Annotated in this window: 18 protein-coding genes; 3 read left to right on the top strand and 15 right to left on the bottom strand. The window is 52.3% G+C overall.

Annotated elements, in window-relative coordinates:
• Window positions 1-6: 6 nt before the first annotated feature.
• The 7 genes from sucC to dnaB form a co-directional block, all read right to left on the bottom strand.
• On the bottom strand, window positions 7-1,176 hold the full coding sequence (gene sucC, locus ACJHYO_RS03735; protein ID WP_001048625.1) for an ADP-forming succinate--CoA ligase subunit beta: 1,170 nt from the start codon (window positions 1,174-1,176) through the stop codon (window positions 7-9).
• A 21-nt stretch (window positions 1,177-1,197) separates the two neighbouring features.
• The gene (lpdA, locus tag ACJHYO_RS03730; protein ID WP_000103920.1) at window positions 1,198-2,616 is read right to left on the bottom strand and encodes a dihydrolipoyl dehydrogenase; all 1,419 of its coding nucleotides are present in this window, start codon (window positions 2,614-2,616) and stop codon (window positions 1,198-1,200) included.
• An 11-nt stretch (window positions 2,617-2,627) separates the two neighbouring features.
• Complete coding sequence (gene odhB / locus ACJHYO_RS03725) at window positions 2,628-3,782, bottom strand: 2-oxoglutarate dehydrogenase complex dihydrolipoyllysine-residue succinyltransferase (protein ID WP_000570224.1); 1,155 nt, start codon at window positions 3,780-3,782, stop codon at window positions 2,628-2,630.
• A gap of 32 nt (window positions 3,783-3,814) precedes the next feature.
• A complete protein-coding gene (locus ACJHYO_RS03720; protein WP_085455637.1) occupies window positions 3,815-6,559 on the bottom strand; it encodes a 2-oxoglutarate dehydrogenase E1 component in 2,745 nt (914 codons plus the stop codon).
• A 181-nt stretch (window positions 6,560-6,740) separates the two neighbouring features.
• Complete coding sequence (gene tyrB / locus ACJHYO_RS03715; protein WP_085455636.1) at window positions 6,741-7,934, bottom strand: aromatic amino acid transaminase; 1,194 nt, start codon at window positions 7,932-7,934, stop codon at window positions 6,741-6,743.
• Window positions 7,935-8,186: 252 nt separating this feature from the next.
• Window positions 8,187-9,266 carry an alanine racemase gene (alr, locus tag ACJHYO_RS03710; RefSeq protein ID WP_001147328.1) on the bottom strand — a complete coding sequence of 360 codons (1,080 nt, stop codon included), beginning with the start codon at window positions 9,264-9,266 and terminating at the stop codon, window positions 8,187-8,189.
• A 52-nt stretch (window positions 9,267-9,318) separates the two neighbouring features.
• On the bottom strand, window positions 9,319-10,734 hold the full coding sequence (gene dnaB, locus ACJHYO_RS03705; protein ID WP_000918363.1) for a replicative DNA helicase: 1,416 nt from the start codon (window positions 10,732-10,734) through the stop codon (window positions 9,319-9,321).
• 82 nt (window positions 10,735-10,816) lie between these two features.
• Here dnaB and ACJHYO_RS03700 point away from each other — a divergent pair, with 82 nt between their 5' ends.
• Entirely contained in the window at window positions 10,817-11,800 is a 984-nt protein-coding gene (locus ACJHYO_RS03700; RefSeq protein WP_001007672.1) for a quinone oxidoreductase, read from the top strand.
• A 164-nt stretch (window positions 11,801-11,964) separates the two neighbouring features.
• On the opposite strand, the gene pspG is transcribed toward ACJHYO_RS03700, so the two are convergent.
• Entirely contained in the window at window positions 11,965-12,207 is a 243-nt protein-coding gene (gene pspG, locus ACJHYO_RS03695; protein ID WP_000891396.1) for an envelope stress response protein PspG, read from the bottom strand.
• 133 nt (window positions 12,208-12,340) lie between these two features.
• Entirely contained in the window at window positions 12,341-13,336 is a 996-nt protein-coding gene (gene dusA / locus ACJHYO_RS03690; protein ID WP_001110630.1) for a tRNA dihydrouridine(20/20a) synthase DusA, read from the bottom strand.
• Between the two features lie 155 nt (window positions 13,337-13,491).
• Between dusA and zur the strand changes: the two genes are divergently transcribed.
• Window positions 13,492-14,007, top strand: a complete 516-nt coding sequence (zur, locus tag ACJHYO_RS03685; protein ID WP_000416264.1) for a zinc uptake transcriptional repressor Zur — start codon at window positions 13,492-13,494, stop codon at window positions 14,005-14,007.
• 41 nt (window positions 14,008-14,048) lie between these two features.
• On the opposite strand, the gene ACJHYO_RS03680 is transcribed toward zur, so the two are convergent.
• The 4 genes from ACJHYO_RS03680 to dgkA all read right to left on the bottom strand — a co-directional run bounded on the left by ACJHYO_RS03680 (window position 14,049) and on the right by dgkA (window position 16,858).
• The gene (locus ACJHYO_RS03680; protein ID WP_001296638.1) at window positions 14,049-14,258 is read right to left on the bottom strand and encodes a CsbD family protein; all 210 of its coding nucleotides are present in this window, start codon (window positions 14,256-14,258) and stop codon (window positions 14,049-14,051) included.
• 115 nt (window positions 14,259-14,373) lie between these two features.
• Entirely contained in the window at window positions 14,374-15,699 is a 1,326-nt protein-coding gene (dinF, locus tag ACJHYO_RS03675) for an MATE family efflux transporter DinF (protein ID WP_001296637.1), read from the bottom strand.
• 72 nt (window positions 15,700-15,771) lie between these two features.
• The gene (lexA, locus tag ACJHYO_RS03670; RefSeq protein WP_000646078.1) at window positions 15,772-16,380 is read right to left on the bottom strand and encodes a transcriptional repressor LexA; all 609 of its coding nucleotides are present in this window, start codon (window positions 16,378-16,380) and stop codon (window positions 15,772-15,774) included.
• Between the two features lie 109 nt (window positions 16,381-16,489).
• A complete protein-coding gene (gene dgkA / locus ACJHYO_RS03665) occupies window positions 16,490-16,858 on the bottom strand; it encodes a diacylglycerol kinase (RefSeq protein ID WP_000002899.1) in 369 nt (122 codons plus the stop codon).
• 170 nt (window positions 16,859-17,028) lie between these two features.
• On the opposite strand from dgkA, the gene plsB reads away from it, so the two are divergent.
• Entirely contained in the window at window positions 17,029-19,452 is a 2,424-nt protein-coding gene (gene plsB / locus ACJHYO_RS03660; protein ID WP_085455635.1) for a glycerol-3-phosphate 1-O-acyltransferase PlsB, read from the top strand.
• A gap of 154 nt (window positions 19,453-19,606) precedes the next feature.
• Here plsB and ubiA read toward each other — a convergent pair whose 3' ends face one another.
• Together ubiA and ubiC are read right to left on the bottom strand one after the other, a co-directional pair.
• Window positions 19,607-20,479, bottom strand: a complete 873-nt coding sequence (ubiA, locus tag ACJHYO_RS03655) for a 4-hydroxybenzoate octaprenyltransferase (protein ID WP_000455227.1) — start codon at window positions 20,477-20,479, stop codon at window positions 19,607-19,609.
• A 12-nt stretch (window positions 20,480-20,491) separates the two neighbouring features.
• The gene (gene ubiC / locus ACJHYO_RS03650; protein WP_000019227.1) at window positions 20,492-20,989 is read right to left on the bottom strand and encodes a chorismate lyase; all 498 of its coding nucleotides are present in this window, start codon (window positions 20,987-20,989) and stop codon (window positions 20,492-20,494) included.
• Between the last annotated feature and the right edge of the window lie 137 nt (window positions 20,990-21,126).

Below are 21,126 nucleotides of genomic sequence, written 5' to 3'. Positions count from 1 at the left end.
CTCCTGTTAATTCAGTAACGCAATGATGCGTTTAGCGGCATCATCCAGAGAATTGACGGCTTCCACCGTCAGGCCACTTTCTGCCAGTAACCGCTGCCCTTCGGCAGCGTTATTACCGGAGAGACGCACCACGACAGGCAGGGTGATACGGGCCTCATTCAGAGCATGAATAATGGCTCTGGCGATCATGTCGCAACGGACAATCCCACCAAAAATATTAACCAGAATGGCTTTCACTTTGCTGTCGGAAACAATCAGCCGAAAGGCTTCACTGACGCGCTCCTGGGTTGCGCCACCGCCAACATCCAGGAAGTTTGCGGGTTGTTCACCGTATAGCTTGATGATGTCCATGGTTGCCATAGCCAGCCCTGCACCATTGACCATGCAGCCGATATTTCCGTCCAGCGAGACATAATTAAGATCAAGCTTCGCTGCCTGGCTTTCGCGTGGATCTTCCTGGGTTTCATCACGTAGCACCTGGAGTTCCGGGTGACGATACAGCGCGTTATCATCCAGCGATACTTTCGCGTCTGCACACATAAATTCGCCCGTTTCCCGCAACACCAGAGGGTTAATTTCCAGCAGGGCAAAATCCAGTTCGTTAAAGGCTTTCCACGCCTGATTAACCAGGCGACTAAAGGCAGCAAATAGTCCGTGTTCCAGTTGCAGAACAGCAAACATTTCGCGGATATGGCAAGGCTGCACGCCTGTCAGTGGATCAATGCTGACACTGCTGATTTTCTCCGGTGTCTCATGGGCGACTTTTTCAATTTCCACACCACCTTCCGGGCTGACAATAAACGTGACCCGCTGGCTTTCACGATCCACCACCATGCCAAAATAGAGTTCCTGGCGTACCGGATAAATGTTTTCGCACAGTAAAATACTGCTGACATACTGTCCTTCTGGCCCGGTCTGATAAGTCACCAGTTGCGATCCCAACATTTGCTGTACAAAAGCCTGTGCTTCCGGCAGCTGCTTAAGCACTTTTACGCCGCCAGCTTTACCGCGCCCACCAGCATGTACCTGCGCTTTAAGTACCGCGCCTTTACTCGGGCAAGCAATATGTTGCCAGGCATCTGCCAGTTGCGAAATCTGTTGGATGGCTATCTCTTTTGGACACGGCATCCCCATGCCAGCCAGTAACGATTTGGCCTGATACTCATGTAAATTCATATATTCCCTCAGTGGTATGTGTTATCCGTGTAATGCTTTATTATTCAAGGCCATTGCTGCTTCGTGGATGACTTCGCTTAATGTCGGATGCGCATGGATCGCACAGGCAATATCCTCGCCAGAGGCGCTAAAAGTCATCGCCAGCGCAATTTCATTGATCAGCTCCGATGCCTGCGGGCCAACAATCGCTCCGCCAAGTACGCGGTCAGTGTGTTTATCGCTGTATAACGTGCAACGCCCACCTTCCTGGCCTAATGCTAAGGCGCGACCGTTACCGGCAAACAGAGAATTTCCTTTGTTAAAGACTCTGCCAGCGGCTTTCAGTGAGGCCTCGTTTTCCCCTACCCACGCAACTTCCGGTTGGGTGTAAATCACCGAAGGGATCAGCGCAAAATTAATCGGCTCTACCGCCAGTCCGGCAATTTGATCAGCAACCACCACACCTTCAGCCATCGCTTTATGCGCCAGCATCGGCCCTCGCACGACATCACCAATTGCCCACAGCCCGGCTTTCCCGGTACGGCATAAGTTATCGACGGCAATACCGCCACGGTTATCGGCTTCAAGACCGAGTTGCACGAGATCGACACCAGAAAGTCGCGGTACACGTCCAATGGCAAGAATTAATTTATCGAAGCGGCTTTCTTCTCGCTTCTCACCCTGCCGCCAGCGCACATGCACACCGTCATCCCGTTGTTCAATAGCCTCAATCTCTACTGCCAGTTGCATTTTCATCCCACTGGCAATCATTGCTTTACGGACTTCGTTCGACAGGCGAGCTTCCAGTGCAGGCAAGAACGTTGGCGCCATCTCCAGCAACGTGACGTCTGAACCGACCCGATTCCACACAGACCCCAGTTCAAGGCCAATCACGCCAGCGCCGATCACACCGAGACGCGGCGGCACAGCGGTTAACGCCAGGGCGCCGCGATTATCGAGAATTTGCTGATTATCAATGGTAACGCCAGGCAGTTGACGCGGCTGAGAACCTGTTGCAATCACCACATTACGGGCGCGGATTTGTTGATCGTTTACACGTAATTGCCAAATCTCATCCCGAGCATGTTCTAACGTTGCGAGGCCGCACAGGTACTTCACTTTATTTTTCTTAAACAGCAAGCCGATGCCCATTGTCAGGCGGCTTACTATGGCGTCTTTACGTTGAATCATCGCAGCTGCATTGAAAGATACGCCGTCAACATTAACGCCATGAATGCTCGCCTCATGCTGCACTTGCGCGTACAGTTCGGAAGATTGCAGCAACGATTTTGACGGAATACAGCCGACATTGAGACACGTACCGCCCGGCGAAGGTTCGCCCTGTGCATTAACACCATCATCAATACATACTACGGAAAGCCCATTCTGCGCAGCCCGCAGTGCCGCTACGTAACCACCTGGCCCACCCCCCATAACTGCCACATCAAAAATTGTACTCATCGGCGCCCTCCTTAAAGATCCAGCAACAGTTGTTCCGGTGATTCCAGTAGCTCACGTATTGCCACCAATGTCTGCACGGCTTCCTGACCATCGATAATGCGATGGTCATAGCTGAGAGCAAGGTACATCATGGGACGAATAACAACCTGGCCGTTTTCTGCGACCGGGCGCGGCGTGATGGCATGCATCCCAAGAATGGCCGACTGCGGCGGGTTAATGATTGGCGTTGACATCATCGAACCAAAAGTACCGCCGTTGGTGATAGAGAACGTGCCGCCCTGTAACGCCTCCAGCGGCAATTTGCCATTGCGCGCCTGTGTGGCGTATTCGGCAATTTGCCGTTCAATTTCCACCAAAGAGAGTGATTGCGCATTGCGTAACACAGGCACTACCAGGCCGCGGTTGCTGCTCACTGCAATGCCGATATCGCAATAATCACGCCAGATAATCTCGTTGCCATCAACGCTGGCATTCACTACAGGGAAGCGCTCCAGCGCCCGGGTAACGGCCTTAACAAAGAAGGACATAAAGCCCAGCTTCACGCCGTGCTTCTCGGCAAAACGATCTTTCCAGCGGGCGCGTAAATCCATCACGCTCTGCATGTTTACTTCGTTGAATGTGGTAAGAATGGCGTTATTTTGTTGGGAAGCCAGCAGACGCTCAGCAATCCGCTGACGTAAGCGCGACATCGGCTCACGACGTTCCTGACGAGCACCCGGTGTCAAGGGTTTAGCTGGCGCGATCTCCGCCACCCGTTCAGGCTGAATGGCTGGTGCAGGAGTAACGCGCTGCACATCCTCTTTCAGGATACGTCCATTTCTCCCGCTCCCCGCAACGTCAGCAAGTTCGACACCACTACGCTGTGCCTCCAGCCGTGCGGAAGGCATCGCCAGGGTTTCGGTGACTGGTGTGACGGTTTCTTCTATGACAGCTTGCGGCTTAAGATGCGCCAACAGTTGCGCGGACGTGACCGTGCTACCTTCGCTGACGATAATATTGCTTAACACGCCATCGTGCGGGGCCGGTATTTCCAGAATGACTTTATCGGTTTCCAGCTCGGCAATCACATCATCGCGTTTTACGTGCTCGCCTTCTTGTTTACACCAGGTTGTCAGCGTGCCTTCCGTGACAGATTCCGGTAATACAGGGACAGTAATTTCGATCATAAAATGTTCTCCTTATTATTTTTGTGCGCCTTTCATGGCTGAATATCTGCAAACGCAGCAGCAAGAAATTCGTCGATTTGTTGTTTATGTACACGCCCATACCCTGTCGCCGGAGCTGCCGCTGCCGGGCGGCCTGCATACTGCCAGTAAGGAGTGTTAATTTTCAGTGCCGCCAGCTCATGACGAATCTGCCGCCACGCGCCCTGGTTTTCTGGCTCTTCCTGCAACCAAATCCATTCGCAGCAGTTCGGCCAACTCGCCAGAACATCATTCAGTTCTGCGACCGGGAACGGGTAGAGTTGCTCCAGGCGAACAATCGCTACCTCATCTTCACACTCACGCTGCTTACGGGCTTCCAGTACGTCGTAATAGACCTGGCCGCTACACAAAATAACGCGCTTAACTTTCTGGGACTGATGCAATTGCGGATCGGTGACTACCGGTTTATAAGCGCCATCAGTGAATTCAGAAAGCTCGCTCATAGCGCCTTTAAACCGAAGTAAACGCTTACTCATCATTATCACTAACGGTTTGCGCATTGGGCGTAATGCCTGACCGCGCAACAAATGGAACATTTGTGCTGACTCACTGGGCATCACCACCTGCATGTTGTTTTCTGCGCACAGTTGCAGCCAGCGCTCAGGACGCGCAGAAGAGTGCTCCGGCCCTTGTCCGTCATAGCCATGCGGCAGAAGAATGGTTAAACCGCTATAGCGATCCCACTTGGTTTCGCCAGACGAGATAAACTGGTCAATAGCAACCTGAGCGCCGTTGGCAAAGTCACCAAACTGTGCTTCCCAAATAACCAGTTGCTGAGGCGCAGACGTTGAATAGCCATATTCAAAGGCTAAGAGCGCTTCTTCATTAAGCACCGAATCATAAACATCGAAAGATGCCTGACCAGCGCGGATATGCTGTAACGGCAGATAACGACGGGCTTCAGTTTGATGATGTACCACTGCATGGCGATGACTGAACGTGCCACGCCCTGAGTCTTCACCAGAAAGACGCACACCAACACCCGCATCCACAAGCGATGCATAGGCCAGCATTTCAGCCATTCCCCAGTCTATTGGCTGAGTACCTGCGGCCATATCCTGGCGTAACGCCAGTTGCCGTTTAATGGTAGGATGTGCGACCACATCGGGTGGCAGTGTAGAAATGATTTCACCATACGCTACCAGCTTTTGCCGAGGCAATGCCGTAGATACCGGGGCGCTCCAGTGAGGGTTGGTCAACCCATACCAGTTAGCGCTAAAAGAGTGAATTGCAGGTTTGAGAGGCTGCGGTTCACGTTTCTGGCAGCTATCCAGCCAGTCGCGATAGCGTGCCGTCATCTCATCTTGTTGCGCCTGAGTTAACAGGCCGCGGCGGGCAAGAGATTCACCATAACGGGCGAGCGTACCAGGGTGAGCATCCACTGCCTGATACATTTGTGGCTGGGTAAGACGTGGCTCATCGCTTTCGTTGTGTCCGTGCTTACGGAAGCAGCAAATATCGATGATGATGTCGCGCCGGAAGGTGTCTCGCCATTCGCACGCCAGTTCCATTACCTGGCAAACAGCGTCAACGTCATCGCCATTAACGTGGATAATTGGGGCCGCTACCATTTTGGCAATATCGGTGCAGTACCGTGAAGAACGCATATCCTGCAAGCGGGAAGTGGTGAAGCCAATCTGATTGTTAATCACCAGATGTAGCGTACCGCCAGTGCCGTAGCCCTGAGTCTGCGATAAGTTAAACGTGGTTTGGTTGACGCCGAGGCCGCCCAACGCGGAATCCCCATGAATAAGTACGCCCACCACTTTTGCCTGACCATCCTCACCACGGCGTTCCTGCCTGGCTCGCACCTGGCCCAGCACCACCGGATTCACGATCTCCAGATGTGAGGGGTTATACGCCAGCGCCACATGCAGCGAACCGGCAGGTGTTTCCAGATTGCTGGAATACCCCATGTGGTATTTCACATCGCCTGAACCACTGCCGATCGTCTGCTTGCCTTCAAACTCAGCAAAAAGCTGTGCCGGGTCTTTATTCAACAGATTAACCAGAACATTAAGTCTTCCCCGGTGCGCCATGCCAATGACCATTTCCTCCACACCTTGCGCACGCAGGCGTTTTGTCAGCGTATCGAGCGCCGGGATTGCACTTTCGCCCCCTTCCAGAGAAAACCGTTTCTGCCCAACATAACGGGTATGCAGATAACGCTCTAACGTCTCTGCCGCCATCAGTTTTTCAAAACGAGCAAGACAGGTTTGTACATCTGCTTGTGGCGCATTGCTGCTCTCAATCCGTGATAACAACCAGTTGATTTCTTCACGATTTTCCAGATGAGCAAGTTCATAAGCCTGGCTACCGGCCCAGGCTTGCTCTAGCAGGTTAAGCAGTTGCTTAAGTGGCATTTGCGTGGTGTGTGCGCCAAAGATGACGCTAAACTCCTGCAACAAGTCTTCTTCGCTTAATCCCCAAAAACCAGGCTGGAGGGAGGGAACGTCAGCTGGGGGATTCAAACCAAGTGGATCAAGCTTTGCGCGCAGATGCCCCTGCGTGCGCCAGGCATTGATCAGTTGTACTACCGCAGCCTGTTTTTTTAAGGTCGCACCGCTGATATTGTTATCACCGGATACGCTTTGGACAGTCAGTTCAGGTGAAAGAAAAAAACGCCGCCAGTCTTCCGGGAGTTTTTCCGGCGTACGCAACCAGGTCTGGTAGTACTCTTCAAGCCAGGTCGCGTTATCTCCACTAAGCAGCGTGCCGGGCGAGGTCATGTTCTCCATGTTTTTCTCCTGATGGTCATAGACAGCCGCATTACTGCACAATCCGTACCAACAGTTAAAAACACTAATTTTCAAAAACTTATAGAAAAGAGATGATGTAAAAGTGGGCGAAAAAAGGGACAGAATAGTAGGGTGTGGCTGGAGTCAGGAACAGGCGGAGAGATCCGCCTGTTGATTAAAATCACATCACCGCAGCAAACGCCTTTGCCACGCGATGCACATTTTGCGCGTTAAGCCCGGCGACACACATGCGACCGCTGGCGATGAGATAGACCCCAAACTCTTCACGTAGTCGGTCAACCTGAGCGGTACTTAAACCGGTATAACTGAACATGCCGCGCTGATTAAGCAGATAATCGAAATTGCGTTCTGGCATCTCTGTGCTCAATACCTTCACCAGTTCCTGACGCATTGCCAGAATGCGAGTACGCATCTCTTCTACTTCCGCCAGCCAGCTGGCTTTCAATGCCTCGTCATTCAGCACCGCAGCCACCACCTGCGCACCAAAATTCGGCGGGCTGGAGTAGTTGCGGCGAACGGTTGCTTTCAATTGCCCCAGTACGCGGCCTGCGGCTTCGGCATCTTCACACAGAACAGAAAGTCCGCCGACGCGCTCGCCGTAAAGGGAGAAAATTTTCGAGAACGAATTGCTCACCAGAGCGGGTAATCCAGCGCTGGCAATGGCGCGAATGGCGTAGGCATCCTCTTCCATACCGGCACCAAATCCTTGATAGGCAATATCGAGGAATGGAATAAGCTCGCGGGCTTTGAGAATTTCAATCACGGAATCCCACTGGTCATTAGTGAGATCGGCACCCGTTGGGTTGTGGCAACATGGATGCAGCAACACAATACTGCGGGCAGGTAATGTTTTCAGCGTCGCCAACAGGTCATTAAAGCGCACGCCGTTAGTCGCTTCGTCATACCAGGGGTAAGTGCTCACTTCGAATCCAGCCCCGGCGAATATTGCTACGTGGTTTTCCCAGGTAGGATCGCTGACCCAGACGCCTGATTCCGGGAAGTAGCGTTTCAGGAAATCTGCGCCCACTTTCAATGCCCCTGAGCCGCCAAGGGTTTGAATGGTTGCTACGCGCTGTTGTTGCAGTACCGGATGGTCCGCACCAAACAGCAGCGGCGCAATGGCATGGCGATAGCTGTTAAGCCCTTCCATCGGTAAATAAAGCGAAGCACCATGAGGCTGCGCATTCAGGCGCGCTTCCGCATCCGCCACGGCTTTCAGTTGTGGAATAATTCCGTCTTCGTTGTAGTACAGACCGATACTTAAATTCACTTTGTCGCTGCGAGGGTCTTCTTTAAAACGCTCCATAAGCGTAAGAATCGGGTCGCCAGCGTAGGCGTCAACTTTTTGAAACACGCGATGGTTCTCCAGGTTTACGGGCAGGTGGTTAAAACACAATAAACCGGAAGTAGGCGAAGATCGAGAGGATGTTCAGGGGCGAATGGCAATTAGCAACAGAGTGAGACTCATGACAAACGTACATCCGCCAGATGCACGACCTTTATAAGAGCATGAAAGAATATCAACTCATTGAATTGGTAAGATTTTATTGGCCGGATAAGGCATTCACGCCGCATCCGGCACAGACAATCAAATATTACAGAACGATTAATCCACGTATTTCATCGCGACTCTTGAGGTCAGGCGCGTGATAAGTTCGTAAGCACTTACTTTCGTCATTTCAGCGATACGTTCTACGGGCAAACCTTCGCCCCATAAAATGACCGGGTCCCCGGCTTTATCCTGCGCCTGTGGACCTAAGTCTACGCAGATCATATCCATCGCCACGCGCCCGACAATCGGCACTTCGCGACCGTTCACCAGCACTGGCGTACCGGACGGCGCGGCGCGCGGATAACCATCGCCATAGCCCATCGCGACTACGCCAAGACGAGTATCACGTTCGCTTACCCAGGTTCCACCATAACCGACAGGCTCTCCGGCTTTATGCTCACGCACGGCAATCAGGCTGGAGGTTAGCGACATCACTGGCTGACAGCCAAAATCGGCACCGGTGGAGCGATCTTCAAGCGGAGATACGCCGTAAAGAATGATGCCCGGGCGCACCCAGTCAAAATGCGACTGTGGCCAGAGTAAAATGCCACCCGACGCGGCAATGGAACGTTGACCAGGTTTGCCTTCGCAAAAGGTATTAAAGATAGCGAGTTGCTTCTCGGTTGCGCCGCATTTTGGTTCATCCGCGCGCGCAAAATGGCTGACGATATTCACCGGCTGACGAACGTTTTTGCACTGGGTCAGACGATGATAAAACGCCTCAGCCTGTTCCGGCCTTACGCCCAGACGGTGCATACCGGTATCGAGTTTCATCCAGACGGTAACCGGCTCGTCCAGGCTAGCCTCTTCCAGCGCAGCCAGCTGTTCTTCGTTATGCACGGCGGTATGAAAATGTTGCGCAGAAATCGTCGGTAGATCTCTGGCATCAAAAAAGCCTTCGAGTAAAAGTACAGGTTTGGTGATTCCCCCCGCACGCAGTCGCAGAGCTTCTTCGAGACGGGCTACGCCAAAGGCGTCAGCATCGGGGAGCGTTCGCGCGGTCTCAAGAAGACCGTGACCATAAGCGTTCGCTTTCACCACCGCAACCATTTTACTGGCAGGCGCCAGTTCACGAAGACGTTGCAGGTTGTGTCGCAGAGCGCGGCGGTTAATCACAACAGTTGCCGCTTGCATTTGTGTTCCTTGATAAGTGTTTGCTTTAATTACCTAATTCATAAAATAATTATTATTCGTCGTCGTACTGCGGCCCCGCATAGTTGTCGAAGCGCGACCATTGACCGTTAAAGGTCAGGCGTACCGTCCCGATTGGGCCGTTACGTTGTTTACCGATAATAATTTCCGCGATGCCTTTTAAATCACTGTTTTCGTGATACACCTCATCACGATAGATAAACATGATCAAGTCCGCATCCTGCTCGATAGAGCCAGATTCACGCAGGTCGGAGTTGACCGGGCGTTTGTCGGCACGTTGTTCCAGAGAACGGTTCAACTGGGACAGCGCCACCACCGGCACGTTCAGTTCTTTCGCCAGTGCTTTCAGCGAGCGGGAGATTTCTGCAATTTCCAGCGTACGGTTATCGGAAAGCGCCGGTACGCGCATCAGTTGCAGGTAGTCGATCATGATAAGCCCGATGCCGCCGTGTTCACGGGCAATACGGCGTGCGCGGGAACGCACTTCCGTTGGCGTCAAGCCGGAGGAATCATCGATATAGATATTACGTTTTTCGAGCAAAATACCCATGGTGCCGGAAATGCGTGCCCAGTCTTCATCATCGAGCTGACCGGTACGGATTTTAGTCTGGTCAACGCGCGACAGCGACGCCAGAGAACGCATCATGATCTGTTCTGATGGCATCTCCAGCGAGAAGATAAGCACCGGTTTATCCTGCAACATCGCCGCGTTTTCGACGAGGTTCATCGCAAATGTCGTTTTACCCATCGACGGACGCGCGGCAACGATGATCAAATCCGACGGCTGCAAGCCAGCGGTTTTTTTGTTGAGATCGTCATAACCGGTATTTACCCCGGTAACGCCATCGTGTGGCTGCTGAAACAACTGCTCAATACGCGCCACGGTTGCGTCGAGCACATCGGCGATGTTCTTCGGCCCTTCGTCTTTGTTTGCACGACTTTCGGCAATTTTAAAGACGCGGGATTCAGCAAGGTCGAGCAGATCTTCACTGGTACGCCCTTGTGGATCAAAACCAGCTTCGGCAATCTCGTTAGCAACGGAGATCATCTCACGAACAACGGCACGTTCGCGCACGATATCCGCATATGCACTGATGTTCGCCGCACTTGGCGTATTTTTTGACAGCTCTGCCAGATAAGCAAAACCACCGACGCTATCGAGTTGCCCCTGGCGTTCCAGCGATTCCGCAAGGGTAATCAGATCGATAGGACTACCGCTTTCCTGCAAACGCGCCATTTCAGTAAAGATATGACGGTGTGGGCGGGTGTAAAAATCATCTGCCACCACACGCTCGGCTACATCATCCCAGCGTTCGTTATCCAGCATTAAACCGCCCAACACCGACTGCTCCGCTTCGATCGAGTGCGGAGGCACTTTCAGCCCGGCAACTTGTGGATCGCGTTCGCGGGGTTCAGCCTGCTGTTTGTTGAAGGGTTTATTTCCTGCCATAGTGAATGGAGTTACCGAGATAAAGAATGGGTCGAAACTTTACCATATGAAGCAGACCCTGACGATACGTTCTGGAGGACACATGGCAATACGAATTGAATTTCACAAGCACGGTGGCCCGGAAGTACTTCAAGCCGTAGAGTTCACTCCTGCCGATCCGGCGGAGAATGAAATCCAGGTCGAAAATAAAGCCATCGGCATCAATTTTATCGACACGTATATCCGCAGCGGCCTTTACCCGCCACCATCGTTACCCAGCGGATTAGGCACCGAAGCGGCAGGCATCGTGAGTAAAGTCGGCAGTGGTGTAAAGCATATTAAGGCAGGCGATCGCGTAGTCTATGCACAATCGGCATTAGGCGCTTACAGCTCTGTGCATAACATTAATGCGGATAAAGCGGCGATTCTGCCTGCGGCAATTTCTTTTGAGCAAGCTGCGGCATCCTTCCTGAAAGGCTTAACGGTTTATTATCTGCTGCGCAAAACCTATGAAATTAAACCCGATGAGCAGTTCCTGTTCCACGCAGCGGCTGGCGGCGTTGGCTTGATTGCCTGCCAGTGGGCAAAAGCCCTGGGCGCGAAACTTATCGGCACCGTAGGAACCGCGCAAAAAGCGCAGAGTGCGCTAAAAGCGGGCGCGTGGCAGGTTATTAACTATCGTGAAGAGAATCTGGTCGAGCGATTGAAAGAGATCACCGGTGGTAAGAAAGTGCGTGTGGTGTACGATTCAGTGGGCAGAGACACCTGGGAACGGTCGCTGGATTGCCTGCAACGCCGCGGCTTAATGGTGAGTTTTGGCAACTCATCAGGTGCGGTTACCGGTGTGAACTTAGGCATTCTCAATCAGAAAGGCTCGTTGTATGTGACACGCCCTTCCCTGCAAGGCTATATCACCACGCGGGAGGAATTAACCGAGGCCAGTAATGAACTGTTCTCTTTGATTGCCAGCGGTGTGATTAAGGTCGATGTCGCCGAGCAGCAGAAATATCCGCTGAAGGATGCGCGGCGTGCGCATGAGATTCTGGAAAGCCGGGCGACGCAGGGTTCCAGCCTGTTGATTCCATAAAAGAAATTGGGCTTCCACCTGGGAAGCCCTTTCTTTTATAGTTCGGCTGTATGTAGGGTACAGCTCGATGAATTTGTTTGACGCGCAATAGTGACAGATTTGATTATCAATTCCTATTTTGTTCTAAGGATAAAACCTTAGGTTGTGATCATCCGCACAATCCCTTAGTAACGCCAGCGGTCATAACGCTGATATTTCGGCACTTTTGGTGCTTTAATCGCCCTGATCACCCACACCACCGCAACCGCCAACAGCAGCCACGGCAGCAACTTAATCATCAATGCCAGCATACCGCCGAGGAACATAAAGGCCGTCGCCACAATCAGCGCGGCGATAATACCCAGCAACGAAACACCGGTGACCATCAGCATGACAAAAAAGCCAATTACAAAAAGTAGTTCCAGCATGATGCTCTCCCAAATATGAAATCTCTTGCTGGCATTACAAGAATCATGCCAAAAATAATCTATTGATTTAACAGCAAAACGCCCCGCGACGGGGCGCAGGGCGTGGTGAATTTGACTACTTTTTGGTGAAAAGTTAACGCTTATCCGCCACCAGTTTGAGCGCGTGTTCCAGCACATTAATGTCTGCACCCGCTTTATGGGCATTTTCACTTAAATAACGCCGCCACTGCCGCGCGCCAGGAATACCCTGGAACAAGCCCAGCATATGCCGGGTAATATGGCCGAGATACGTACCCTGGCTGAGTTCACGCTCAATGTACGGATACATGGCGCGCACTACCGCCACCGGATCGGCATCGGTATCCGAGGAACCAAAAATCTCTCGGTCTACCGCCGCCAGAATCCCCGGATTCTGATACGCCTCGCGCCCGACCATCACGCCATCCATATGTTGCAAATGCGCTTTAGCTTCTTCCAGCGACTTGATACCACCGTTAATCGACATCGTCAGATGCGGAAAGTCACGCTTCAGTTGATACACACGCGGATAATCGAGCGGCGGGATCTCACGGTTTTCTTTCGGACTTAACCCAGAAAGCCAGGCTTTACGTGCGTGGATGATGAACATCTCACACTCACCTTTGCCGGAAACGGTGTTGATGAAATCGCAGAGAAATTCATAGCTGTCCTGATCATCGATGCCAATACGCGTTTTCACCGTCACCGGAATCGACACCACATCGCGCATCGCTTTCACGCAGTCGGCAACCAGCTGCGCATTACCCATCAGACACGCACCAAACATGCCGTTCTGCACCCGGTCAGACGGGCAGCCGACATTCAGGTTGATCTCATCATATCCGCGCGCTTCTGCCAGCTTCGCACACTGTGCCAGCGCCGCCGGATCGCTACCCCCGAGTTGCAACGCTACCGGATGTTCTTCTTCACTGTACGCCAGGTAATCACCTTTACCGTGAATAATCGCCCCTGTGGTCACCATTTCGGTATACAGCAACGTATTGCGGGAAAGCAGACGCAGGAAATAACGGCAATGTCTGTCCGTCCAGTCAAGCATCGGGGCAATCGAGAAACGGTAAGCGGGATAAACAGTGTGTGATTCTGCTGGCATGGCGACTTTTTAAGCATCTGGTAAATTGGGGGCGCTACTATAGCATAACGAATATGCGATCAGGCAATGTGACAGCCATGACACCCTGTTCTCGGCGTTTAAGTGAGAACTATGGTAAAGTAAGGACATTCTTAACCCCACTGTCGAGGTGCCCAATGGAAAAGACCACAACGCAGGAGTTATTAGCGCAGGCTGAAAAAATCTGCGCACAGCGTAATGTGCGCCTGACCCCACAGCGTCTCGAAGTGTTGCGCCTGATGAGTCTGCAGGATGGCGCTATCAGCGCTTATGATCTGCTTGATTTGCTGCGCGAAGCTGAACCGCAAGCCAAGCCGCCAACGGTTTATCGCGCGCTGGAGTTTCTGCTTGAACAAGGTTTTGTGCATAAGGTGGAATCCACCAACAGTTATGTGCTCTGTCATCTGTTCGATCAGCCCACCCATACTTCAGCCATGTTTATTTGCGATCGCTGCGGCGCGGTGAAAGAAGAATGTGCTGAAGGCGTGGAAGACATCATGCATACGCTGGCGGCAAAAATGGGTTTTGCCCTGCGGCATAATGTTATTGAAGCACATGGATTATGTTCAGCATGTGTAGAAGTAGAAGCGTGTCGTCATCCCGAACAGTGCCATCATGACCACTCTATTCAGGTGAAAAAGAAACCTCGCTAAAAGGGTGTACATCCTTGTACATGTCGGGCAGGAGGGATTAATTACCAGCGGTAATCATGGCGTTTTTCCCAACTATCAACCTCTTTTTCTGCCTGATCTTTCTGATAACCGTAGCGTTCCTGGATTTTACCCACTAACTGATCACGTTTTCCTTCAATGATCGTCATATCATCATCGGTCAGTTTGCCCCATTGCTCTTTCACTTTACCTTTAAACTGTTTCCAGTTACCGCCGGCTTCATCTTTATTCATAATCAAGACCTCATCGTTAGGTTGTGAATGAGAGTACGTTCACTTTTCTTCTGAACGTGAGATTAAGTGTAGTCAGCAATTTGGCTTAGGATTATTTATTCAGAATTTTTAACCGTCACGTTGCGACAAACCAGGTATCGTTACGCCAGTGACGCCGCCAGATAGCCGCCAGAGAAAGCCCGCGTAACGCCAGAAAGACGGTTAACGCCAGCCACAAACCATGATTCCCCAGCCACGGCAGCGTAAGGAGCGTCAGTGCAAAACCTGCGGCGGCCACCGCCATACTGTTACGCATTTCGGCGGCACGCGTTGCGCCTATAAACATGCCGTCCAGCAGATAACACCAGACGCCGACCAACGGCAAAATCACCTGCCAGATAAGATAGCGGTCAGCCAGCTGCTGAATCTGGGTTAACGACGTCAGCAACGCAATGATGTGTTCCCCTGCCAGCAAATAAACCACCGAAAACAGTAACGCTACGATCCCCGACTGGCGGCACGCTGCCCGCCAGACATCCAGCAATTGACTACCGTCGCGCGCACCGTATGCCTGACCGGAATGTGCTTCAACCGCGTAGGCAAAACCATCCAGCGCATAGGCGGTAAAGGTGAGTAGCGTCATCAGAACTGCGTTAACAGCGATAATGTCACTCCCCAGTCGCGCGCCAAGTACAGTGATCGCGCCGAAACAGAGTTGCAGCAACAGCGAGCGCAGCATGATATCGCGGTTAAGCGCCAGCAAGTGACGGAAGTTTCCTCGCCAGGCTGTTTTCAGCATTTCGCCGGAGATTCCGCGTAGTTTGAGAATTTTACGCACCATTAGCAGACCAATCAGCAATGTTGCATATTCCGCAATAACCGTCGCCAGAGCCGCGCCCTGCACGTTCATATGCAGCCCCATCACCAGCCAGACATCCAGCACAATGTTGAGGATATTGCCGACCACTAACAAAATTACTGGCGCACGGGCATATTGCACGCCGAGTAACCAGCCAAGTAATACCAGATTCGCCAGCGACGCCGGTGCGCTTAACCAGCGGATTTCAAGAAAGCGTCGTGCCTGTTCCAGGACTGCTTCACTACCGCCAACAATATGCAGCGCCAGATCGATAATCGGCGTACGCAGCAGCGCAATTAACGCCCCAGCCCCCAACGCCAACAGCAACGGTTGCACCAGCGCACGGGCTAATGCCTGAGGATTTTTGGCACCATAAGCCTGCGCAGTCAGCCCGGTGGTGCTCATGCGTAAAAACAGCAACAACATAAAGAGAAAGCTGGTCGCCGTTGCACCAACCGCCACGCCGCCCAAATAAACCGGACTATCAAGATGACCAATTACCGCCGTATCGACCAGTCCCAGCAACGGAACGGTGATATTGGAGAAAATCATGGGTAAGGCGAGATGCCAGAGTGCTTTATCAGATGAAGTGAGGAATGCCATGCAGACAAGCCTGATGAAGAGAGATGAAAAACAAACCGCGATACCAGGCGGCATCGCGGTCTCAGAGATATGTTACAGCCAGTCGCCGTTGCGAATAACCCCAACCGCCAGCCCTTCAATGGTGAAGCTCTGCTGACGAAGGTCAACGACAATTGGTTTAAACTCGCTGTTTTCTGGCAACAGTTCGACTTTATTGCCCTGTTTTTTCAGGCGCTTAACGGTAACTTCGTCATCAATACGTGCGACAACGACCTGACCGTTACGTACATCCTGAGTTTTATGCACTGCCAGCAAATCGCCATCCATAATGCCGATATCTTTCATCGACATCCCGCTGACACGCAGCAGGAAATCAGCATTCGGCTTGAACAAGGAAGGATCGACCTGATAATGACCTTCAATATGCTGTTGCGCCAGAAGCGGTTCACCGGCAGCCACACGACCTACCAGCGGCAACCCTTCTTCCTCTTCCTGCAATAAACGAATCCCGCGTGATGCGCCGGAAACAATTTCAATAACGCCTTTGCGTGCCAGCGCCTTCAGATGTTCTTCAGCCGCGTTTGGGGAACGGAACCCCAAACGCTGCGCGATTTCCGCACGCGTCGGCGGCATACCTGTCTGGCTGATGTGATCACGGATGAGATCAAACACCTCTTGTTGCCTGGCCGTTAACGCTTTCATTCCGCCCCCTGGGTGTATATACAGTTATGCTGTGAGTATATACAGCAAAAGGCGATTTTGGAACCATAAACTGCACAATAAACCAGAGATTTATCGAAATCTGGAAGGGTTATCCAAAATGCGACCATAACAGGATGCACCAGGTAATCACGGCGACGATAATCGCAATCAGCACTGCGGCGGATCCCATATCTTTAGCGCGTCCGGAAAGCTCATGGTATTCAGAGCCAATTCGGTCAACCACAGCTTCGATGGCGCTATTGAGAATTTCCACAATCATCACCAGCATCACGGAGCTGATAAGCAGCACGCGGGTAATCGCGTCCACATCCAGCCAGCAGGCGATAACCACCGCTAACAATACCGCTACGCCTTCCTGACGGAATGCCGCTTCGTTGATCCATGCAGCGCGTAAACCTTTCCAGGAATAGCCAGCAGCTTTAATAATTCGGATGAATCCAGTGGTATTATTGGCCATTGAAAGAACCTTTTTACATTATGAGCGTCAATATCAGTGTACCGTTAAATCCGATGATTCGGGTTTGCGTAACGCCGCGCGAAACATGAGCGGATACCACAGAATTTCCCATGACTTTCTGCTATCCTTGCCGCGCATTTGCATTATTAACCAGAGGCTTTACATCGTTTATGTCCGGCTGGCCACGAATTTACTACAAATTACTGAATTTACCATTAAGCATCCTGGTAAAAAGCAAGTCTATTCCGGCAGATCCTGCCCCGGAACTGGGGCTGGATACCTCTCGTCCAATTATGTACGTTTTACCGTACAACTCGAAAGCAGACTTGCTGACGTTGCGCGCCCAGTGTCTGGCACATGACCTGCCTGACCCGTTAGAGCCGCTGGAAATCGACGGCACGCTACTGCCGCGCTATGTGTTCATTCACGGCGGGCCGCGTGTATTCACCTATTACACGCCGAAAGAAGAGTCTATTAAGCTGTTCCACGACTATCTCGATTTGCACCGCAGTAACCCAAATCTGGATGTGCAGATGGTGCCAGTGTCGGTGATGTTTGGTCGCGCGCCGGGGCGTGAAAAAGGCGAAGTGAACCCGCCGCTGCGTATGCTTAACGGCGTACAGAAATTTTTCGCTGTACTGTGGCTCGGTCGCGACAGTTTTGTGCGTTTCTCGCCGTCAGTTTCGCTGCGCCGTATGGCGGATGAACACGGCACGGATAAAACTATCGCGCAGAAACTGGCGCGCGTGGCGCGTATGCACTTTGCCCGTCAACGTCTGGCTGCCGTAGGACCACGTCTGCCTGCTCGTCAGGATCTGTTTAATAAGCTGCTCGCCTCCCGCGCCATTGCCAAAGCGGTAGAAGATGAAGCGCGCAGCAAAAAAATCTCCCATGAAAAAGCGCAGCAGAACGCGATTGCGCTGATGGAAGAGATTGCGGCGAATTTCTCTTACGAGATGATCCGCCTGACTGACCGCATTCTGGGCTTCACCTGGAACCGACTTTATCAGGGCATCAACGTCCATAACGCCGAGCGCGTTCGCCAGCTGGCCCACGACGGTCATGAGCTGGTGTATGTGCCTTGCCACCGCAGTCACATGGACTACCTGCTACTTTCTTACGTGCTGTATCACCAGGGGCTGGTGCCGCCGCATATCGCCGCCGGGATCAACCTAAACTTCTGGCCGGCCGGGCCGATTTTCCGCCGTCTGGGGGCGTTCTTTATTCGCCGTACTTTTAAAGGCAATAAACTTTATTCCACCGTTTTCCGTGAGTATCTCGGCGAACTGTTCAGCCGTGGTTATTCCGTCGAGTACTTCGTGGAAGGCGGTCGTTCCCGCACGGGGCGTTTGCTGGATCCGAAAACCGGTACGCTGTCGATGACCATTCAGGCGATGCTGCGTGGCGGCACGCGTCCGATTACGCTGATTCCGATCTATATCGGTTATGAGCACGTCATGGAAGTGGGTACTTACGCCAAAGAACTGCGCGGCGCGACGAAAGAGAAAGAGAGCCTGCCGCAGATGCTGCGCGGTTTAAGCAAGCTGCGTAATCTCGGCCAGGGTTACGTCAATTTCGGTGAACCAATGCCGTTGATGACCTACCTTAACCAGCACGTACCAGACTGGCGTGAATCTATCGATCCCATCGAAGCGGTGCGTCCGGCATGGTTAACGCCGACGGTCAATAATATTGCTGCCGATCTGATGGTACGCATTAACAACGCAGGCGCGGCAAACGCCATGAACCTGTGCTGTACTGCGCTACTGGCATCACGTCAGCGCTCACTCACCCGCGAGCAGTTAACCGAGCAACTCAACTGCTACCTGGATCTGATGCGCAACGTGCCTTACTCCACGGACGCTACCGTTCCTTCAGCCAGCGCCAGCGAGCTTATCGATCACGCGCTGCAAATGAACAAGTTTGAAGTTGAGAAAGACACGATCGGCGACATCATCATTCTGCCCCGCGAGCAAGCGGTGCTGATGACCTACTATCGCAACAACATTGCGCATATGTTGGTGCTGCCTTCGCTGATGGCGGCAATTGTCACCCAGCATCGCCACATCTCCCGCGACGTATTGATGGAGCACGTCAATGTGCTTTACCCAATGCTGAAAGCGGAGCTGTTCCTGCGCTGGGATCGCGACGAGTTGCCGGACGTTATTGATGCACTGGCAAATGAGATGCAACGTCAGGGGCTGATTACCCTGCAAGATGATGAGTTGCATATCAACCCGGCGCATTCTCGCACGCTACAGCTGCTGGCCGCAGGCGCGCGCGAAACGCTGCAACGTTATGCCATCACCTTCTGGCTGTTGAGTGCCAACCCGTCGATCAACCGCGGTACGCTGGAGAAAGAGAGCCGCACCGTCGCGCAACGTCTCTCCGTGCTGCACGGTATCAACGCGCCGGAGTTCTTCGACAAGGCGGTGTTCAGTTCTCTGGTGCTGACACTGCGTGATGAAGGGTATATCAGCGATAGCGGCGACGCCGAACCGGCAGAAACGATGAAGGTGTATCAGTTGCTGGCGGAGTTGATTACATCAGACGTGCGTTTGACGATTGAGAGTGCGACGCAGGGCGAAGGGTAATCAGTGAGAATTGCCGGATGCGACGCAAACGCCTTATTCGGCCTACCATGATCTGCAAATTCAATAAATTGCGATATGTTGTGTAGGCCTGAGAAGCGCAGCGCATCAGGCAACCCAGAAGAAAGCCGGATGATCATCCGGCTTTTTTACATCATCAGAAATGCCAGTAACTCATTGCCAGCCCTAAAAACAGTACCAGACCAACATAGTTATTATTCATAAATGCTTTAAAGCAGGCTTCACGCTCGCGGTTGGCAATCAGTTTTTGTTGATAAACAAACAGCGCGCCAGCTACCAGAATTGACCAGTAATATCCCCAGCCTAAGCCATTTAACTCACCGATGATCGCCATCAGCGCTAGTACGCCAATCTGCAAAATACCAATAATCAATTTATCGTATTGGCCGAACAGGATTGCGGTGGATTTAATGCCAATCTTCACATCATCATCGCGGTCAACCATCGCATACTGCGTGTCGTAAGCCACCGCCCAGAGAATATTGGCGAGGAACATTAACCAGCAACTCAATGGCACCGACTCACTCACAGCGGCAAAAGCCATTGGAATCGACCAGCCAAACGCCGCGCCCAGCACCACTTGCGGTAGATGGGTATACCGCTTCATAAACGGGTACACCCACGCCAGCGCCAGCGCGGCAATCGACAACAGAATAGTCATCGTATTCAGCGTCAGCACCAGTAAAAATGAAATCAGTACCAGCACTACAAACAGCGCGCGCGCCTCTTTCTCCGTTACCGCGCCGCTGGGAAGTGGTCGGTTCGCCGTGCGCTTAACATGACCATCAAACTTGCGGTCAGCATAATCATTCACCACGCAACCAGCAGCGCGCATCAGCCAGACGCCCGCGACAAACACCGCCAGGATCCAGAGCTGGGGAACGCCCGGTGTCGCCACCCACAACGCCCATAATGTTGGCCAGAGCAGCAGTAACGCGCCAATTGGCTTATCCGTACGCATTAAGCGATGAAACGCCAGCAGCTTATTCTGCGTCAGACTCCACTCCATATTTTTTTCCTCTTAGTACAACGGTGACGCCGGTAAAAACAGTTCTGTTAGCAACAGCGGTTTACCGCTTAATCGCAGGCGGGAACGTCGCCCCCACAGTCCGGCATCACGGCCTATCTCAATAAAGTCCCGGGTTAATGTCGATGATGTGAACAGATAGCGTCCTAACGGCGTTTTACCTAATTTTTGTAACGCCAGCTCCGGCCCGCTTAACGTTGACACAGGAACGACGGTACGACCGGCAAGCCACGGTTCACCATCGGCACATAACAAAATTTCACGTAACCAGTAACGAGACTCTTTCGGCAGCAGTGGCAGTTCTTCGGGGATTTCATTCTGCTCGACAAACCCTTCGCGAATCATCGTCACGCTCACCGTTTTTCCCTGCTGTTCAAAACGTTTTGTCATGGAATCTTCCAGCAACAGCCAGTCGAGCAGTTGCGGCTCCAGGGCAGGGATCTCTGTAAAATAGCGCAGCGCACGCAGTTGCGTTAACGCGGGGTGTGACATGCCGAACTCTCCGTTACATAACGTAAAGGCATTGTATCGCAGAAAAATATTTACGGGAGATGTAAAGCAAATTAAGTGAACTAATGCGCAACAAAAACGCAACAATAGTACAGGAGGAGAAAAAAAGGTGCGCCAGG

The organism is Escherichia sp. WS1118 (assembly GCF_046487695.1).
Classification (GTDB): domain Bacteria; phylum Pseudomonadota; class Gammaproteobacteria; order Enterobacterales; family Enterobacteriaceae; genus Escherichia; species Escherichia coli.
Note: the sequence above shows the minus strand (reverse complement) of the source record. Positions and strands in the feature narration are given on the sequence as shown.

What these genes read in the sequence shown, in the direction of transcription:
- plsB (WP_085455635.1), top strand. Translation starts at nt 17,029, where the DNA reads ATGTCCGGCTGGCCACGAATTTACTACAAATTACTGAATTTACCATTA.
- dusA (WP_001110630.1), bottom strand. Translation starts at nt 13,336, where the DNA reads ATGCCAGCAGAATCACACACTGTTTATCCCGCTTACCGTTTCTCGATT.
- dinF (WP_001296637.1), bottom strand. Translation starts at nt 15,699, where the DNA reads ATGGCATTCCTCACTTCATCTGATAAAGCACTCTGGCATCTCGCCTTA.
- ACJHYO_RS03720 (WP_085455637.1), bottom strand. Translation starts at nt 6,559, where the DNA reads ATGGAGAACATGACCTCGCCCGGCACGCTGCTTAGTGGAGATAACGCG.
- pspG (WP_000891396.1), bottom strand. Translation starts at nt 12,207, where the DNA reads ATGCTGGAACTACTTTTTGTAATTGGCTTTTTTGTCATGCTGATGGTC.
- lexA (WP_000646078.1), bottom strand. Translation starts at nt 16,380, where the DNA reads ATGAAAGCGTTAACGGCCAGGCAACAAGAGGTGTTTGATCTCATCCGT.
- odhB (WP_000570224.1), bottom strand. Translation starts at nt 3,782, where the DNA reads ATGATCGAAATTACTGTCCCTGTATTACCGGAATCTGTCACGGAAGGC.
- lpdA (WP_000103920.1), bottom strand. Translation starts at nt 2,616, where the DNA reads ATGAGTACAATTTTTGATGTGGCAGTTATGGGGGGTGGGCCAGGTGGT.
- ACJHYO_RS03680 (WP_001296638.1), bottom strand. Translation starts at nt 14,258, where the DNA reads ATGAATAAAGATGAAGCCGGCGGTAACTGGAAACAGTTTAAAGGTAAA.
- sucC (WP_001048625.1), bottom strand. Translation starts at nt 1,176, where the DNA reads ATGAATTTACATGAGTATCAGGCCAAATCGTTACTGGCTGGCATGGGG.
- ubiC (WP_000019227.1), bottom strand. Translation starts at nt 20,989, where the DNA reads ATGTCACACCCCGCGTTAACGCAACTGCGTGCGCTGCGCTATTTTACA.
- zur (WP_000416264.1), top strand. Translation starts at nt 13,492, where the DNA reads ATGGAAAAGACCACAACGCAGGAGTTATTAGCGCAGGCTGAAAAAATC.
- ACJHYO_RS03700 (WP_001007672.1), top strand. Translation starts at nt 10,817, where the DNA reads ATGGCAATACGAATTGAATTTCACAAGCACGGTGGCCCGGAAGTACTT.
- alr (WP_001147328.1), bottom strand. Translation starts at nt 9,266, where the DNA reads ATGCAAGCGGCAACTGTTGTGATTAACCGCCGCGCTCTGCGACACAAC.
- dgkA (WP_000002899.1), bottom strand. Translation starts at nt 16,858, where the DNA reads ATGGCCAATAATACCACTGGATTCATCCGAATTATTAAAGCTGCTGGC.
- ubiA (WP_000455227.1), bottom strand. Translation starts at nt 20,479, where the DNA reads ATGGAGTGGAGTCTGACGCAGAATAAGCTGCTGGCGTTTCATCGCTTA.
- dnaB (WP_000918363.1), bottom strand. Translation starts at nt 10,734, where the DNA reads ATGGCAGGAAATAAACCCTTCAACAAACAGCAGGCTGAACCCCGCGAA.